Source organism: Rubellimicrobium rubrum (assembly GCF_006152115.1).
In the GTDB taxonomy this organism is placed as follows: domain Bacteria; phylum Pseudomonadota; class Alphaproteobacteria; order Rhodobacterales; family Rhodobacteraceae; genus Rubellimicrobium; species Rubellimicrobium rubrum.
On the sequence record NZ_VDFU01000004.1, the window covers coordinates 216,634 to 232,013 of the forward strand.

A 15,380-nucleotide genomic window follows, 5' to 3' on the forward strand; every position below is an offset into this window, starting at 1 on the left:
GCATGACACGTCCCGACCTGAACGGCATCCCCGTCCTTGGCCTCGGCACCTTCGGCCGGACCGGCCCCGAGGGGCTGGCGGCGATCCTTGAAGCGCTCGAGGCGGGCTACCGCCACATCGACACGGCCCAAAGCTATGGGACCGAAGCCAATGTGGGCGAGGCGATCCGCCGTTCGGGCCTGCCGCGCGACGAGGTCTTCGTGACGACAAAGATAGCGGACACGCATCTCGACTCCCCTCGTGCCCTCGAAAGCGTCGCGCGCAGCCTCGAGACCATGGGGCTCGACCGGATCGACCTCCTGCTGATCCACTGGCCGTCGCAGAACGACCAGGTTCCCTTCGAGAATTACATGACCGCGCTGGCCGAGGCGCAGGACAGGGGCTGGGCCCGGCTGATCGGCGTGTCGAACTTCACGATCCGGCACCTCGATCGGGCCGAGGCGCTCCTTGGCCCCGGCCGGCTGGCCACCAACCAGGTGGAAATCCACCCTTATCTCCAGACCCCGCGGCTGGCCGCCTTCGCCAAGGCCAAGGGACTGCCGCTCACCGCATACCAGCCGCTCGCCAAGGGCGAGGTGGCCCGGGACCCGACGCTGTCCCGGATCGGCAAGGCACACGACGTCTCCGCTGCAGCGGTAGCCCTGGCCTTTCTCATGGCACAGGGCCACATCGTCATCCCCGCTTCTTCGGACCCCGCACGCCTGCGCGGCAACCTTGAGGCCCTGACGGTGAGCCTATCCGAGGACGAACTGGCCCAGATCCGCGCGCTGGATCGCGGCCAACGCCTCATCAATCCCGACAAGGCCCCGGACTGGGACGACCGCTAGGAGGGCGCTCATGGGAACCGTCACCATCGATCAGGTCCGCAAGGCCTATGGCACCCTGGAGGTGCTGCATGGTGTGAACGTGAACATCGCGGACGGCGAGTTCGTCGTTCTCGTCGGCCCTTCGGGCTGCGGCAAGTCCACGCTCCTGCGGATGATCGCGGGGCTGGAGGAGATCACCTCGGGCACGATCTCGGTCGGGGGCCGGGTGGTCAACGACCTCCGCCCCAAGGAGCGGGACATCGCCATGGTGTTCCAGTCCTACGCCCTCTACCCGCACATGACCGTGGCCGAGAACATGGGATTCTCGCTCAAGCTCGCCCGCGCCGACAAGGCCGAGCGGCAGCGACGGGTGGCCGAGGCGGCGCGCATCCTCGGCCTCGAGTCCCTTCTCGACCGCAGGCCCGGACAGCTCTCGGGCGGGCAGCGGCAGCGGGTCGCCATGGGCCGCTCGATCGTGCGTGATCCTGCGGTGTTCCTGTTCGATGAGCCGCTTTCGAACCTCGATGCCAAGCTGCGGGTGCAGATGCGGTCAGAGATCAAGGCCTTGCACCAGCGGCTCGGGACCACCACGGTCTACGTCACGCACGACCAGATCGAGGCCATGACCATGGCCGACCGCATCGTGGTGATGCATGGCGGGCGAGTGGAGCAGATCGGCACTCCGCTCGACCTCTACGACCGACCGGCCAACATCTTCGTCGCCACCTTCATCGGCTCGCCAGCCATGAACATCCTTGAAGGGCGCATCTCTGGCGGACGCTTCATCGCGGCGGACGGCTCCGAGGTGGACTTGGGCGGGCGCGGCGCCACCGAGCGCGGCCACGTGCTGCTGGGCGTGCGGCCCGAGCATCTCGTGCCCGGCCCCGGAGGCCTTCCCGCTCAGATCATCACGGTGGAGCCGACCGGGTCCGAAACGCACGTCACAGCCCGGCTGGGCGGACAGGACGTCGTCGGCGCCTTCCGCGAACGCATCACGGGACGTCCTGGCGACGTGCTTTCGCTCCGCCCCCACCCGGCGGCTCTTCATCTTTTCGACGCCGACACCGGCGAGCGCCTGGAGGCCTGACCCCATGAGAGACCAAGCAAAGGTTATTCCAGAGATCGTCCGGCCCGACCGGGCGCTCTGCGACAGGCTCGCGGCGATCGGCACCGCGACGGCTTCAAGCGAGCTGAACCGGATCTTCGGACTCCGCAGCGTGCATATTGAGGGGCCCAGGCCGCTCGTTCCGGGCCGGTCGGTCGCTGGACCTGCGCTGACGCTCCAGTTCATGCCCAAGCGGGAGGATCTCTTCGAGGGCGGAGAGTACAACAACCCCGACCTCCAGCTCCACCGTCATGTCATGTACCCGGCCCAAGCTGGTGACATGATCGTCGTCGATGCGCGCGGCGACATGACGAGCGGCATCTTCGGCGAGATGATGCTCACCTTCTTCGCGGGCCGAGGCGGCCTGGGCGTCGTCATCGACGGTTGCATCCGGGACTCGGGTCCGGCGCGCGAGATCGACCTCGGGGTCTGGGTCAAGGGAACGACGCCCAACTATCATGCCCAGACCGCGATCGTGCCCTGGGCCGTCAACGTGCCCGTCGCCTGCGGGGGCACGCTCGTGATGCCGGGCGACATCGTGATCGCTGACGACGATGGGGCGGTCGTCGTCCCAGCCGCCCTCGCCGAGCGCCTCGCCGAGGTCGCGGGCGAGCACGCCGAATGGGAGGAGTTCTCGCGTCTGCGGCTAAGCCAGGGCGCCGACCTCGCCAAGTACTATCCACTTACCGACGAGGTGCAGGACGAATACCTCGCCTGGAAGGCAGGGCAGGCGGCGAAGTGACCGGCTCGCGCCACCCGTCGCTTGAGGGACGCGTCACTCTGGTGACGGGCGGCGCAACGGGCATCGGCGCCGCCCATGTCGAAGCCTTCTGCGCGCAAGGCGCTCGGGTTGTCTTCCTCGACATGGACGAAGCGTCTGGCAGGAGCTTGGCCACCGCGACGGGAGCGCTGTTCCTGGCCTGCGACCTTACCGATCTTGCAGCGCTGGACACAGCAATGGCGCGCGCGGCGGCCGAGCTCGGCTCGATCGAGATCCTCGTCAACAACGCTGCCGACGACGCGCGGCACGACCTTCTCGATGTGACGGCGGAGTCCTTTGAGCATGGCATCGCCGTGAACCTGCGCCATCTCGTCTTCGCCTCCAAGGCGGTCGTCCCAGGGATGCGGGCCAGGGGCCGCGGGGTCATCCTGAACACCGGGTCGATCAGCTGGCGCGGCGGCTTTGGTGGGATGCCGCTTTACATGACGGCGAAGGCCGGCATCGAAGGGTTGACCCGCGCCCTAGCGCGCGATCTCGGACCGGACCGCATACGGGTCAACTGCATCGTGCCGGGCTGGATCATGACCGAAAAGCAGTTGCGCGAGCGTGTGGACGAGGCCGGACGCCGTATGATCGCGGAGCGTCAGTTCCTGCCTGACCCGGTCCAGCCCCACGACGTCGCGGCTTTGGCGACCTGGCTCGCTTCGGACGACGCACGGGCCTGCACGGCTCAATGCTTCATTGTCGATGGTGGCTGGATCTAGGCACTGTCACGGATCCGACAGGAGCAGGGGCGTCATGGCGCCGCGATGCATGGGGGCAGGCGCCTTGGCGTCCCGCCCCATCCATCACAGGTCCGGTTCTCGCAGGGCGGAAGGGCACCCGGTCCGTCCACCTTGGCTTGGGCTGCGGCTCCGCAAGGTGTGATGGTCCCCCTGTGGACGCCGGCGAGTCTGGATTGAACAGCCGCGCGAAACGGACCCGCCAGCAGGTCTCGCCTCCCAGGAGGACCACCCCGCTGGGCCGGGGCGACAGGCTTCCCCGAGCCTTTCCTGACGACCAAGCATGGCGTTGGCCCATTCGGCAGCGGTGTGGTCGTTTCCCAAGGGCTGTTCAGGGGCAGAGGGACGGGCCGACTCAGGGGATGGGATCGAGCCCGTCGCGAAAGTCGTTGAGGTCGGCATCGACCGAGGAAGGCGCGTCGATCCACTCCTGCATGGGCTGACCGGTCACCGGGTCGCGCGACGGAATGGGCAACATCATGATCCGCTTGGCCGCGGCGCGGCGGCTGTCCTCGGTGATGTGCTCCTCCTGCATGTTGTCCCAGTCGCGCCCATCCGGGTAGCCGCCCACCATCATGATGTCGTCGCTGTGGCCCACCATCTGGTGCGACACGCCCGCAGGCATGACGATCACGTCCCCCGCTTCGATGCGGACGCGGGTACCGCCCCGTCCGAACAGTTCGACTTCCATCCAGCCTGACGCGCAGCCCAGGCATTCATGCGTCGTGGAGTGGAAGTGCGGGTAGGTGTAGATGCCCGGGTAGCGCCAGTTGTTGAGCCAGCCATTGGCGCGGAACCGGTCGCGCACCGCCGCCTCGCCCCCGCCCGGAATGCCGCCCCGGTGGACCAGCAGGGGAAAGCGGCTGTTGGGAAGCAGGCCCTTTGGCCGGGACGGATACTGCTCAGTCGATGGCATTGACACGGTGTTCCCTTCCTTTTCCTGTGTCGAGCATTGATGCCGTGGTACGGCGGTGCGGATTCAGAGGGGCCGCAGCCGGATATTTCGCCACCTGCATGCCGCGTCAGGCCCCCAGCGTGCGTCGCCCATCCTGGAATCGTTGTCATGGACCTCGAAGGCGATGTGGCCACGAGTCCCGAGCACGGCGAGGGTGCCTTCGGCATCGAACACCTCGGACGGCAGTCGGCCTGCGTCCAACTCGGCCACAAGCGTGCCGTTGATGACGGTGGTGATGGTCGGCAGGGCACCGCAGACCGTGATGCGGAATTCGTTCCAGTCGTCCCATTTCCACGCGGACAGGAAGGTTTCCCCACTGGCTGCCTGGGAGAGCAGCGCCCGTTTGGCGTTATCGATCGGCTCCAGGGTTGTCGCCGGGTCCTCGAGCCTGAGGGCGGAAGGCCGGCCAGCGAGATCATGGTCGACATCCAGCGTGAAGTTGATCGCGTGGAACCCGCCGATGCCGTTGCCGTACACGCCGCCTATGTTGCCCGACTTGCGATGGTCGAGAAGCACCTGATAGCCTTGGGAGCCGAGCGGGCTCGCCCGGAGCATGATGCCGGTGTCCGCGGGCCAGTCCGGCCGAGCATCGAAGAGGAGTTCGAAGTCGCCGAACGTCTCGTCGCTGATGAGATAGGCCCCCAGCCCGCAGCCGGGCGGGTCCTGTCGCCCGCAGATCGCACCATCCTCCACCGTCCAACGGCCGGTATGCCGCAGGATTCGTTCGGACGTCGCAGCGTCGAGCCGGGGCATCGGATCGCGCGGCCAACGGGCGGTCGTCACGCGCGGGGCCGGACGCCAGCCCTTCAGCGTCGCGTCGTCGAACAGGCTGATCATGTTGCCGGGCATTCGGTCCCTATCGGCTTTCAGTCAGAAGTCGGCTCGGAGGGAGGTGTCCTGTCCCGGCGTTCCACGCGAGGTCAGAGGTCTTTGGCCCATACAATGGCCTAGGCCACCGATATGGCCGTTCGACCCTCAGGACAGGGACAAGGCTTGGGGCTGGCCACCCGCCCTGAGGTTGTGCACGGCCTTGGTCTGGATGCAGTCGGGCGCCATCTCCATGATCTCGATCTGGCGGCCGTCGGGATCCTCGATCCACATGCCGCGGTTCCCATCCAAGCCGCGCTTGGAGTCGCGAGGACGCATGAGTTCCACCCCGACCTTCTTCAGCTCGGCCTCTGCCACGTCGATGTCCTCGACGGTCAGACACAGATGCATGAGGCCGGTCCGCTCGGGCGGGGGCACCGTCTCGCCGTCGCCACCTGGGAATAGTTCGAGATAGAGATCGTCGGTGATGCGGTGGTAGACGATCCAAGGCGCGCCCTTGTCGTTCAGCAGGCGGAGCATCTCCGGAAAGCCGATCTTGTTGTAGAACGCCACCGAGGCGTCGAGGTCGTTGACCCTGAGAGCCAGGTGACCAAGCGTCTTGAAGATTGCCATCGTTCCTATCCTTCCTAACTCGACCGCCAGGGGCCTGATGCCGAGGTCGGCGCGGCCGCAGGAGCATCGCGCCGAGGGTGTCACGAGAAGCCGCGCTGCCGGTGTGGGCGGTAAGGGGCTTCGAGCCGCGCGATCTCCTCCTCGGACAGGTCCAAGGCAGCGGCCGCAAAGGCATCCTCGACATGCCCGAGCTTCGAGGCGCCGACGATGGGCGCGGTGATCCCCGGCTTCCGGAGGAGCCAGGCCAAAGCCACCTGCGCCATAGCGACGCCACGGGCCGCAGCCACCTCGGCCACAACCTCGACGATCCCTTGATCGGCGTCCTCGTCCGCATCGTACATGGACTTGTTGTAGCGATCGGTCGTGGAACGGTCCGTCCTGGTCCCCCAGGGCCGGGTGAGCTTGCCGCCGCCCAGGGGCGACCAGGGCAGGACGCCGATCCCGTCCGCGCGGCAAAGCGGCAGCATCTCGCGCTCCTCCTCGCGGTAAACGAGGCTCACCTCGTCCTGCATGGACACGAACTCGGTCCAGCCATTGGCGCGGGCAGCCTCCTGGTACTTGCAGAACTGCCAGGCCCACATGGAAGACGCGCCGATGTAGCGCGCCTTGCCGGCCTTCACCACGTCGTGGAGCGCTTCCATCGTCTCTTCGTAGGGGGTGAAAGGGTCGTGTCGGTGGATCTGGTAAAGATCCACGTAGTCGGTCCCCAGCCGTCGGAGGCTTTCGTCGATCTCGTGCAGGATGGCGTGCCGGGACAGCCCCTGCCCATTCGGCCCCGGCCGCATCCGGCCAAAGACCTTGGTCGCGAGGACGATCTCGTGGCGGGGGGCCAGCTCCCACAGGCACTGGCCGGTGATCTCCTCCGACGTGCCCTCGGCATAGACGTTGGCCGTATCGAAGAAGTTGATCCCACCCTCCCAGGCCGCGCGGAACATGGGACGGGCCTCGTCGACGCCGAGAACCCAAGGCCGCTCGTCGGTCTTCTTGCCGAACGACATGGTGCCAAAGCAGATGCGGGAAACCTCAAGGCCGGAACGGCCCAGGCGAACGGTGTCCATGCAGGGCTCCTTTATGAAGAAGGTTCGGTCAGGGTCGAGCGTAGCGGACGAACGCGAAACGGCGGCCACCCGGGTGCCAGCAGGGGACGTTGATCGAGCCCTGTCCGCCGAAGATCGGCAGAAGCGTCCGAATGCTCCGGTCGCTCAGGTCCATCAGCCGCAGCTCCACGTCCTTGTCGCGCGGGTGCCCTTCGACGCCGTTCTCGTAAGCCACGTACAGGACGGTGTCGCCGGTAGGAGATGGGTGCGGGAACCAGTTGACCCGGTCGTCATCGGTCATCTGCTCCAGGCCGCTCCCATCCGGGTGGGCGCGCCAGAGCTGCATGGTGCCGCCCCGGGAGGAGTTGAACCAGATCCACTCGCCGTCCGGCGAATAATCAGGCCCGTCCGCATGGCCCTGCGCGTCGGTCAGCCGGGTTTCCTCCCCACCATCCACCGGGATCGTGACGATGCCGTAGCTCCCGTCGCGTTGCGCGCACATGGCGAGCGTCCGGCCGTCCGGCGACCAGCCGTGCCAGTAGGACGGGGTCTGCTCGGTCACCTGTCGGGGCTCTCCACCGCCAATCGGCAGCGTGTAGATGCAGCTGTCGCCCTCTGTCTGATCCGAGATAACCAGCATCGACCCATCCGGAGAGATGCCGTGGTCATTGTTGCACTTCGTCGCAAAGCCGGTGTCGATCTCGGACAGCTCCGGCGCGGCAAGATCGACGCGGAAAAGCCGCCCATCGCCGTTGACTACCAGGAACCGCCCATTGACCGACCAGTTGGGTGCTTCGATCAGGCGGTCAGTCTGGAGGAGCACCGTGCTCTCGCCGGTGTCGAGGTCGAAGATCTCGAGTGAGGATTTCATGCGGCATCCTTCATCGCGGCCAGGCCCAGGGCGCGCATGTGGTCGATGGAGCGGCTGGCGAAGCGGCGCCAATCGGCGGGGTTGTCGTGCTCGGCCACGATGTGGGTCGCCTGCGTCGCCTGCATCAGCGGGACCAGGGCAGTCCAGTCGATGATCCCGTCCCCGGTGGCGGTCCAGCCGTCCTCCTCGGGCGTCCCTAGGGGCGCGGTGTCCTTGAGCTGGATCGCGACGATCCGGTCAGCGTAGCGGCGCAACTCCTCGGCCGGGTCTGCCCCGCCCCGGACGATCCAGCCGCAGTCGATCTCAAACTTCACAGCGTCGTCCGCGCCGAAGATGTGGTCGATGGGACGCGAGCCATCGGAAAGCGGACGATACTCGAAGTCATGGTTGTGCCACGCCACGGTGAGCCCATGCCGTGCTGCCGCCTCGGCCCCGCGCGCGAGCCGTTCGCCGACGCTGCGCCAATAGTCGGGCGTGGGCTCCCGCTCCTCGGGGGTGACGTAGGGCGGGATCATTACGCTGGCCCCAAGAGTCAGGGCGATGTCGATGAAGCGCTGCGTGTCCTCCACCAGCCCCCTAAGCGGCATGTGGAAGCCGAGACAGCCGAGCCCCGCGTCATCCAGCGCCCGACGGAAAGCCGCCGGGTCCGCCTCGTAGGCGGGGAGCCAAGGCTCGATCGCGTCGTAGCCCATGGCCTTCAGCTCTGGGAGTTGCGCCTCGAGCGGCGGGAAGTTGCGGGACGAATAGAGCTGATAAGCGACCGGATAGCTCACTGGGCTGTCTCCGCCGGGTCGCCCTGGGGCTCCCTGTCCTTGTTGAACTCCAAAAGCTCGATCATCACGCCGAGGTCTGGCACGGTGTCGTAATAAGCATAGCGTCCGTGCGAGCCGTCGAACTCCCCCCGCTGGAGAAGCTTGTGGCCCTTGCCTTCGAGGTACTCGTGCCGCTTCGTCAGGTTGCGGGTGCGGAAGGCGATGTGGTGGCAGCCGGGGCCCTTGTCCTCCAGGAGGTCGCGCCAGGCGCTCTTCTCGGGGCCGGGTTCGAGAAACTCCACGTCGATGTTGCCAAAGGCGAACATGCGGATCTTGCAGCCCACACGGGCGGGCTGGCCGTGGTAGATCGCCTGCGCCTCGTCGGGCTCGGCGGCCTTGCCTTCGTTGGGCATGGGCTTGCCGGTCAGCTCGGCGAACCAGCGGGCGGATTTCTCTGCATCATGGGTGACGAAGCAGATCTGCATGACCGCATCTTCGTCCAGAAGCCGCGCGTCGGCCGGGGCGTCTTTGGGCGCCATAGTGGGTCTCCTCGATGTCGGTTGGATCGGACATGGCGGCCCCGGAAGCCGAACTCCGGGGCCGCCTGGGGCAGTCAGCCCAGGATCGTGTCGTAGTTCTCTTTCAGCTGCGCGATGGCGTCGTCAGCCGTCATCTCGGGGTCGCTCCAGTAGGTGAAGAAGACGTCCCACATGGACGACATCCAGTCCGCGTCGACCGTCGAGTGCGGGCTGGGCACCTGTCGTGCCGCGTCATCGAGCACCGCCAGCACATACTGCGAGCAGACATCCACCTCGCCCACCGCGTCGAGCCGGGTGGGCGTGGAGCCCTTGGCCGCCGCGAACTCCGCCTGCACGGCGGGGTCGAGGACGACGCGGGCGAAGTCGAGTTCGGCCGCATCCATCTCGGGGCTCTGCCCACCCAGGGCGCCCCAAGCATCGACGGTCACGACGACCGCTTCAGAGCCCGGGATCTCGACGCATCCGAAGTCCTCGCCCGGAACCTTGCCGGCGGCGAGCCATTCGCCCTTCATCCAGTCGCCGTGGATCTGCATGAGGGCTTCGCCGGTGATGACCGTGTTGGTGGTCTCGTTCCATGTGCGGTTCACCGAACCCTCGTCGGTGGCCTGCTGGAAGCGCCGCAGCCAGTCGAGCACCTCGCGCATCTCGGGGGCGTCGAGGGCGGCCGGGTCGGGCGTTTCGCCGTAGAGGGAGGTGAAGAACTCGGGGCCGCCAAGCGTGGCGGCGAGTGCATGGGCCAGGTAGCCCACTTGCCACTGCTCCCCGCCGATGGCGAGAGGGTTGTAGCCTGCCGCGGTGACCTTCTCGAAGTCGGCGAACATCTCCTCGAGCGAGGTCCAGGCCGCCGGATCGACGCCCGCCGCCTCGGCCACATCCATGTTGTAGTAGACCATCCCGTCGATATGCAGGGCGGTCGGGATCTTCATGATCTCCCCGTCCACGGTGATCGACTGGACCGCCGCTTGGGGCAGATGTTCGAGGTAGCCACCCTCCTCGTAGAAGTCGGTCAGCGGGCGGGCCAGATTCATGCCCGCCAGATCGCGATAGAAGCCAGGGCTGGATTCCAGGAACACGTTGGGCGGATTGCCCCCGGTCACGAGGTTGATGAGGCTCACGTTCGATCCCGTGTCGTGCGGGATGGCCACGTCGGTCCAGGTGTGGCCCATCTTCTCGAGGTTGCTTTTCAGGATGTTCAACGCGGCGACCTCGGGACCCGAGGACCAGTTGTGAAAGACGATGACATCCTCGGCGAGCGCTCCGGTCGAGGCGGTGCTGGCAAGGAGCGCGGCCCAGAGACCACTCTTGAAAGACTTAGGCATTGATTGGTTTCCTCCCGAGTTAACGTCTAGAGCCGCCCTCCCGTGGCGGCGTCGAACAGGTTTGCCTTGCCCGGTGGAAAGGCGACCCGGACCTTCTGGCCTCCGGCCAGTCGCGCGGCCTGGCCTGGTTCCACCCGAAGCGAGAGCAGGCCATCGTCGAAGCGCAGGTAGCCGGTCGCGTCGGACCCCGTGCGCTCGGTGTGCGCCACAGGCAGGTCGAAGACGGCCGCGGCACCATTCACCGGCGCGTCGGGCGGCCCGAAGTATTCCGGCCTGAGCCCCACGATGATCTCGGCTCCGTCCTGCGGCGCCCTGGCAAAGCCGTAGTCGGTCAGGACGATCTCCTGTCCGTTGCCGAACCGGCCGGTCACCAGCCCATCACGCTTGGCGATTCGGGCCTTTTTCAGGTTCATGGCCGGCGAGCCGATGAAGCCCGCGACAAAGAGGTTCGCGGGTCGTTCATAGATCTCGTCCGGGGTGCCGAACTGCTGGATCACGCCCCCGTTCATCACCGCGATCCTGGTGGCCATGGTCATGGCCTCGATCTGGTCATGGGTGACATAGACGACAGTCGGGTTCAGTTCCTCGTGGAGCCGCTTGATCTCGAGCCGCATCTCGGTTCGGAGCTTGGCGTCGAGATTGGACAGCGGCTCGTCGAACAGCAGGACTTCGGCGTGCTTGACCAGCGCCCGTCCGATCGCCACCCGCTGCCGCTGGCCGCCTGAAAGCTGCGCGGGCTTGCGGTCCAGCAGCGGCTCGATCTGCAGGAGCTTCGCGGCCCAGGCGACGCGGCGGTCCATCTCCGGGGCGGGCAGCCGGGCCGACGCCAGCCCGAAACGCAGGTTCCCCCGAACGGTCTTTGTCGGATAGAGCGCGTAGGACTGGAACACCATGGCGAGGCCCCGATCCTTGGGGTCGAGGTCGGTGACATCCCGGTCGCCGATCAGGATGCGCCCGTCCGTCACGTCCGTCAGGCCCGCCAGCATGTTGAGAAGCGTGGTCTTGCCGCAGCCCGACGGCCCCAGGAGAACGAGGAAATCCCCATGATCGATGGACAGGTCGAGGTTCTTGAGGATGCTTACGGCGCCGTAGGTCTTGTGGATGCGTTCGAAGCTTACGCGGGGCATAAGGTTATCCCTTGATCGCGCCGGCGGTGATGCCAGCGACAAAGAACTTGCCGACGAGGAAGTAGATGAGGAGCGGCGGGATCGCGGTCAGGAGCGCCGCCGCCATGTCCACGTTGTAGGAGGCCGTGCCCGTGGACACCGTGACCATGTTGGCGAGGTTCACGGTCATCGGCTGCGTGTTGAAGCCGCCGAAGGTCACGCCGATCAGGTAGTCGTTCCAGATCGAGGTGAGCTGCAGGATGACCACGACGATCAGGATGTTGCCCGACATGGGCAGGATGATCTCGCCGAAGATGCGCCAGAAGGACCCCGAGTCCATGATCGCCGCCGACATGATCTCCTGGGGGATATCCTTGTAGTAGTTGCGGAAGATCAGCACGAGAACCGGCATCGCCAACACCGCGTGGACGACCGCCACGCCCCAGATCGTGCCGTAGACCCCGATGGAGCGTGTCATCGCGATCAGCGGATACATGATGATCTGGAAGGGCACGAAGGCGCACATGAACATCAGGAACAGGAAGGTTCCCGCCCAGCGCACGTCCCACAAGGCCAGCGCATAGCCCGTCACGATGGACAGGGCGACAGACAGCATAAGCGAGGGGACCAAGATGAGGACCGAGTTCCAGAAACCGACCCGCAACCCGTTGCAGTTGATGCCCGAACAGGCCTCGAACCAGGCGAAACGCCACGCCTCCAGCGTCCAGGTCTGCGGCAAGGCGAAGATCTGGCCTTGCCGGATCTCGTCCATGGTCTTGAGCGAGGTCGTCAGCACGACATAAAGCGGCACGCAAAAGAAAAGCGCGCAGATCGTCAGGAAGACCAGAACGGCCACGGAGCGTCCGGTGATCCGCTTCTTGCGGCGGCGCACGATCGGACGTGAGTCGATGGTGGCGCCGATCGTGGCGGCCGAGGCGATGTCCGTCATGCGGCGTTCCTCCGGCGGGCCTGCCAGGCCGTGAGCAGGACGAGGGGCAGGAAGACCACGGCCGTCAAGACCAGCATCATCACCGCCGCCGCGGAGGCATAGCCCAGGTTCTGCTTCTGAGCTAAAGCATTGATGACGAAGTAGGCCGGCACCCAGGTGGACTGCCCCGGCCCTCCGTTGGTCATGGCGAGCACGATGTCGAAGGCCTTGATGACGCCGAGCGACAACAGGATCGCACAGGTCAGGAAGGTGAACTTCATCATCGGAATGATGATCTCGGTGTAAAGCCGCCAGAGACCCACGCCGTCGAGCCGCGCCGCGCTCCAGATCTCGCTATTGATCGACTTCAGCCCGGCGATCATCAGGGCCATGTAGAAGCCCGCGCTCTGCCAGACCGAGGCGAGAATGATCGCGTACATGGCCGTATCGCCCTGCGCGAGCCAGTTCAACGATACGCCCTCAAAGCCCCAGCGCTGCAGCGTCGCCTCCAGACCCATGTCCGGGTTCAGGATCCACCGCCATGCCACCCCGGTCACGATCAGCGACACGGCCAGCGGGTATAGGAAGACAGTGCGAAAGAAGCTTTCCCCCCGCTTCTCGCGGTCGATCATCGCCGCCAGGATGAAGCCGAATACGATGGCGAGCGCGCTGCCGATCCCAAGCGTGATCAGGTTCCAGAGCGCGATCGTCCAGCCATCGTCATTGAAGAGCCTAGCGTATTGCCGCGACCACTCGGTCCAGTCGATCCCGTAATCCGGCACTCGGCGGGATCGGGTCAGCGACAGGGTGATGGTCCAAAGGATCGATCCGATGAATGCGACCATCGTCACCGCCAAGGCGGGTGACAGCGCAAGCTGCGGAGCGACCCGCGTCCAGCGGATCGACATCGGTGACCTCCCTTCCGAGCTCCTCCTCGAGCTCGGGCGTGGCCCTTTTGGGCTGCTTGTGTTAACGTTAATACTGCCGTAGTTTCCAACCTGTCAACAGAGAATTCCGAATGCGGAACGGGGAGAAATGTCATGGACCTGCCACGGCTAGGCTTCGGCACTTATGGGCGGACCGGACCAGAGGGCAGAGACGCGATCCTGGCCGCCCTGGAGATCGGCTACCGACATCTCGACACCGCTCAGACCTACGACACCGAGCGCGAGGTGGGCGAGGCGGTCCGCCTGTCTGGCCTGCCACGAGACGAGGTCTTCGTCACCACCAAGGTTTCGGAGGGGAATCTCGGTGAGGGCCAAGTCATCCCGTCGCTCGAACGCAGCTTGGAAGCATCAGGGCTCGACCATGTCGACCTCGCCCTGATCCACTGGCCGGCCCGCAAAGGCGGACCGGCGCCCGAGGTCTACCTGCGCCAGCTGTCCGAAGCCAAGGCGCGCGGGCTTGCCCGGCAGATCGGCGTGTCGAACTTCACGATCGCCCTGATCGAGGAAGCCCGATCCATTCTTGGCGACGGCGTGATCCTCACAAACCAGGTCGAGCTCAACCCGTGGTTCCGCAACCGCAAGCTCGCGGACCACTGCATGTCCCGAGGCATCGTCGTGACCTGCTACGAACCGCTCGCGCGCGGAAAGGTCGGCGCAGACCCGGTCCTCCAAAGGATCGCCGCGCGGCACCGCGCCACCCCCGAGCAGGTCGCCCTCGCCTGGGAGCTGGCCCAAGGCTACGCCGTCATCCCGACGTCCCGAAACCCCGACCGCATTGCGCAGAACTTCGCGGCGCAGGACCTTGCCCTATCGTCCGACGAGCTGGCCGAGATCGACACTCTGGACCGTGGGATCCGATCCATCGACCCCGACTGGGGCCCCGTCTGGGACTGAGGCTTCGATGGCCAAGAGCGGCAGATCGCGTTACGTTTCCTGGACGTGCCAAGGGCGGGACGTTCAGGACGGCAATCCGTCCTCGCTGATGCCGCCGTCCAACGTCCAAGAGTCCGGAGGATCAACGGCATGGCGCGATTGAAGGACATCGCTGAGCAGACCGGCCTCTCGGTCAACACTGTTTCCCTGGCTCTGCGGGACAGCCCCCGCATTCCCCCGGACACGCGCGAAAAGATCCGCCTTGCCGCTGCCGCGCTCGACTACACGCCGAACTACTCGGCACGGGCCCTGGTCAGCCGCCAGACCAAGACGGTCGGTCTCTTGCTGACGGATATTACCAGCCCCCTTCTCACCCAGGTGGCGCGCTCGGTGGAGCAGGAGCTCAAAGATCTCGGCTATGTCACCTTGCTGGCAGCCTCGAACGGCGATCCGAAGGAGGAACTGCGAGCGCTCGCCACATTTCGGGCCCGGCAGGTCGACGGGATGCTGGTCTACCCTCACGATCACAGCCGTCTCGATCACCTGCGGCGCTTGCGTGTTGGTGGGACTCCGATGGTCCTCCTTGCCGGCAACTGTGAGGGCGACGTGGATGTCATCTGCCTGGACGAGCAGGCAGGAGCGCTGAGGGCCACGCGGCATCTGATCGAGGCCGGCCATCGTCGCATCGGACTTGTCGATGGCGCCTATCTGCGTGGCAACCCAGCCAAGACCGAAGGCTATAAGGAGGCGTTGCGCGCGGCCGGGATCGAGCCGTCACCCAAGCTGGTCATCGACCCCGAAGGCCATTCCGTCGGCCATGGCCACAGAGCTTTCGCCCGACTCATGGCCTTGGCTGAGCCGCCCACTGCGGTGCTGACGGCCAATGACCGACTGGCGCTAGGGGGCCTGCGCTGGTGCCAGGAGAAGGGCGTTGCTGTTCCGCATGACGTCGCCGTCTTCGGCTTCGACAACATCGAGTATGCCGAATACGCCTCCGTCCCCCTTTCCAGCGTGGACTACCCTTCTGACGACCTCGCCCGCAAAGCGGTGGCCCGCCTCATCACGCTGATCAGCGACCGGGACCAGTCGCTGCTTCCGGAACTGGTCCGCATCCAACCCGAGCTTATCCTGCGCGAGAGCACAAGGTCCCGACCATGAGCACGATCACCGTCCTTTTCACGAATGCCCGCACAGGCCCT

17 protein-coding genes are annotated in these 15,380 nt (G+C 66.0%); 6 read left to right on the forward strand and 11 right to left on the reverse strand.

The features are described from left to right. The first annotated feature begins 2 nt into the window (after positions 1-2). From FHG66_RS05635 to FHG66_RS05650, 4 genes are read left to right on the forward strand one after another with little or no spacing between them, the layout of a single operon-like run. Positions 3-827 carry an aldo/keto reductase gene (locus FHG66_RS05635; RefSeq protein WP_139075759.1) on the forward strand — a complete coding sequence of 275 codons (825 nt, stop codon included), beginning with the start codon at positions 3-5 and terminating at the stop codon, positions 825-827. Positions 828-837: 10 nt separating this feature from the next. Continuing rightward, on the forward strand, positions 838-1,893 hold the full coding sequence (locus FHG66_RS05640; RefSeq protein ID WP_139075760.1) for an ABC transporter ATP-binding protein: 1,056 nt from the start codon (positions 838-840) through the stop codon (positions 1,891-1,893). A 4-nt stretch (positions 1,894-1,897) separates the two neighbouring features. Then, positions 1,898-2,653 carry a ribonuclease activity regulator RraA gene (locus FHG66_RS22170; RefSeq protein WP_139075761.1) on the forward strand — a complete coding sequence of 252 codons (756 nt, stop codon included), beginning with the start codon at positions 1,898-1,900 and terminating at the stop codon, positions 2,651-2,653. After that, the gene (locus FHG66_RS05650) at positions 2,650-3,396 is read left to right on the forward strand and encodes an SDR family NAD(P)-dependent oxidoreductase (RefSeq protein WP_176556127.1); all 747 of its coding nucleotides are present in this window, start codon (positions 2,650-2,652) and stop codon (positions 3,394-3,396) included. Before FHG66_RS22170 ends, FHG66_RS05650 begins: the two co-directional genes overlap by 4 nt. Before the next feature lie 373 nt (positions 3,397-3,769). On the opposite strand, the gene FHG66_RS05655 is transcribed toward FHG66_RS05650, so the two are convergent. From FHG66_RS05655 to FHG66_RS05705, 11 genes are all read right to left on the reverse strand, one after another. Then, entirely contained in the window at positions 3,770-4,330 is a 561-nt protein-coding gene (locus tag FHG66_RS05655) for a cupin domain-containing protein (protein ID WP_139075763.1), read from the reverse strand. A gap of 63 nt (positions 4,331-4,393) precedes the next feature. Further along, complete coding sequence (locus tag FHG66_RS05660; protein WP_139075764.1) at positions 4,394-5,218, reverse strand: 3-keto-disaccharide hydrolase; 825 nt, start codon at positions 5,216-5,218, stop codon at positions 4,394-4,396. 126 nt (positions 5,219-5,344) lie between these two features. Further along, positions 5,345-5,809, reverse strand: coding sequence for a VOC family protein (locus tag FHG66_RS05665; RefSeq protein WP_139075765.1), 465 nt, complete (start codon positions 5,807-5,809; stop codon positions 5,345-5,347). 80 nt (positions 5,810-5,889) lie between these two features. After that, complete coding sequence (locus FHG66_RS05670; protein ID WP_139075766.1) at positions 5,890-6,867, reverse strand: aldo/keto reductase; 978 nt, start codon at positions 6,865-6,867, stop codon at positions 5,890-5,892. 28 nt (positions 6,868-6,895) lie between these two features. Continuing rightward, complete coding sequence (locus FHG66_RS05675; RefSeq protein ID WP_139075767.1) at positions 6,896-7,717, reverse strand: TolB family protein; 822 nt, start codon at positions 7,715-7,717, stop codon at positions 6,896-6,898. Further along, the gene (locus tag FHG66_RS05680) at positions 7,714-8,490 is read right to left on the reverse strand and encodes a sugar phosphate isomerase/epimerase family protein (protein WP_139075768.1); all 777 of its coding nucleotides are present in this window, start codon (positions 8,488-8,490) and stop codon (positions 7,714-7,716) included. The genes FHG66_RS05675 and FHG66_RS05680 overlap by 4 nt, the downstream gene beginning before the upstream one ends. Beyond that, complete coding sequence (locus tag FHG66_RS05685) at positions 8,487-9,008, reverse strand: VOC family protein (RefSeq protein WP_139075769.1); 522 nt, start codon at positions 9,006-9,008, stop codon at positions 8,487-8,489. Before FHG66_RS05685 ends, FHG66_RS05680 begins: the two co-directional genes overlap by 4 nt. A gap of 74 nt (positions 9,009-9,082) precedes the next feature. Continuing rightward, positions 9,083-10,327, reverse strand: a complete 1,245-nt coding sequence (locus FHG66_RS05690; RefSeq protein WP_139075770.1) for an ABC transporter substrate-binding protein — start codon at positions 10,325-10,327, stop codon at positions 9,083-9,085. Positions 10,328-10,353: 26 nt separating this feature from the next. After that, a complete protein-coding gene (locus FHG66_RS05695) occupies positions 10,354-11,454 on the reverse strand; it encodes an ABC transporter ATP-binding protein (protein WP_139075771.1) in 1,101 nt (366 codons plus the stop codon). 4 nt (positions 11,455-11,458) lie between these two features. Further along, complete coding sequence (locus tag FHG66_RS05700; RefSeq protein WP_139075772.1) at positions 11,459-12,382, reverse strand: carbohydrate ABC transporter permease; 924 nt, start codon at positions 12,380-12,382, stop codon at positions 11,459-11,461. Next, complete coding sequence (locus FHG66_RS05705; RefSeq protein WP_139075773.1) at positions 12,379-13,269, reverse strand: carbohydrate ABC transporter permease; 891 nt, start codon at positions 13,267-13,269, stop codon at positions 12,379-12,381. The genes FHG66_RS05700 and FHG66_RS05705 overlap by 4 nt, the downstream gene beginning before the upstream one ends. A 132-nt stretch (positions 13,270-13,401) precedes the next feature. On the opposite strand from FHG66_RS05705, the gene FHG66_RS05710 reads away from it, so the two are divergent. Further along, on the forward strand, positions 13,402-14,202 hold the full coding sequence (locus FHG66_RS05710; RefSeq protein ID WP_139075774.1) for an aldo/keto reductase: 801 nt from the start codon (positions 13,402-13,404) through the stop codon (positions 14,200-14,202). Positions 14,203-14,331: 129 nt separating this feature from the next. Further along, positions 14,332-15,339: a LacI family DNA-binding transcriptional regulator gene (locus FHG66_RS05715; protein ID WP_139075775.1), complete on the forward strand. Its 1,008-nt coding sequence runs from the start codon at positions 14,332-14,334 to the stop codon at positions 15,337-15,339. Positions 15,340-15,380: the final 41 nt, after the last annotated feature.

Bases quoted from the DNA above. Each gene is read 5' to 3' on its own strand.
- FHG66_RS05670 (WP_139075766.1), bottom strand. From the start codon at position 6,867: ATGGACACCGTTCGCCTGGGCCGTTCCGGCCTTGAGGTTTCCCGCATC.
- FHG66_RS05640 (WP_139075760.1), top strand. From the start codon at position 838: ATGGGAACCGTCACCATCGATCAGGTCCGCAAGGCCTATGGCACCCTG.
- FHG66_RS05685 (WP_139075769.1), bottom strand. From the start codon at position 9,008: ATGGCGCCCAAAGACGCCCCGGCCGACGCGCGGCTTCTGGACGAAGAT.
- FHG66_RS22170 (WP_139075761.1), top strand. From the start codon at position 1,898: ATGAGAGACCAAGCAAAGGTTATTCCAGAGATCGTCCGGCCCGACCGG.
- FHG66_RS05690 (WP_139075770.1), bottom strand. From the start codon at position 10,327: ATGCCTAAGTCTTTCAAGAGTGGTCTCTGGGCCGCGCTCCTTGCCAGC.
- FHG66_RS05675 (WP_139075767.1), bottom strand. From the start codon at position 7,717: ATGAAATCCTCACTCGAGATCTTCGACCTCGACACCGGCGAGAGCACG.
- FHG66_RS05705 (WP_139075773.1), bottom strand. From the start codon at position 13,269: ATGTCGATCCGCTGGACGCGGGTCGCTCCGCAGCTTGCGCTGTCACCC.
- FHG66_RS05700 (WP_139075772.1), bottom strand. From the start codon at position 12,382: ATGACGGACATCGCCTCGGCCGCCACGATCGGCGCCACCATCGACTCA.
- FHG66_RS05695 (WP_139075771.1), bottom strand. From the start codon at position 11,454: ATGCCCCGCGTAAGCTTCGAACGCATCCACAAGACCTACGGCGCCGTA.
- FHG66_RS05665 (WP_139075765.1), bottom strand. From the start codon at position 5,809: ATGGCAATCTTCAAGACGCTTGGTCACCTGGCTCTCAGGGTCAACGAC.
- FHG66_RS05715 (WP_139075775.1), top strand. From the start codon at position 14,332: ATGGCGCGATTGAAGGACATCGCTGAGCAGACCGGCCTCTCGGTCAAC.
- FHG66_RS05660 (WP_139075764.1), bottom strand. From the start codon at position 5,218: ATGCCCGGCAACATGATCAGCCTGTTCGACGACGCGACGCTGAAGGGC.
- FHG66_RS05710 (WP_139075774.1), top strand. From the start codon at position 13,402: ATGGACCTGCCACGGCTAGGCTTCGGCACTTATGGGCGGACCGGACCA.
- FHG66_RS05655 (WP_139075763.1), bottom strand. From the start codon at position 4,330: ATGCCATCGACTGAGCAGTATCCGTCCCGGCCAAAGGGCCTGCTTCCC.
- FHG66_RS05635 (WP_139075759.1), top strand. From the start codon at position 3: ATGACACGTCCCGACCTGAACGGCATCCCCGTCCTTGGCCTCGGCACC.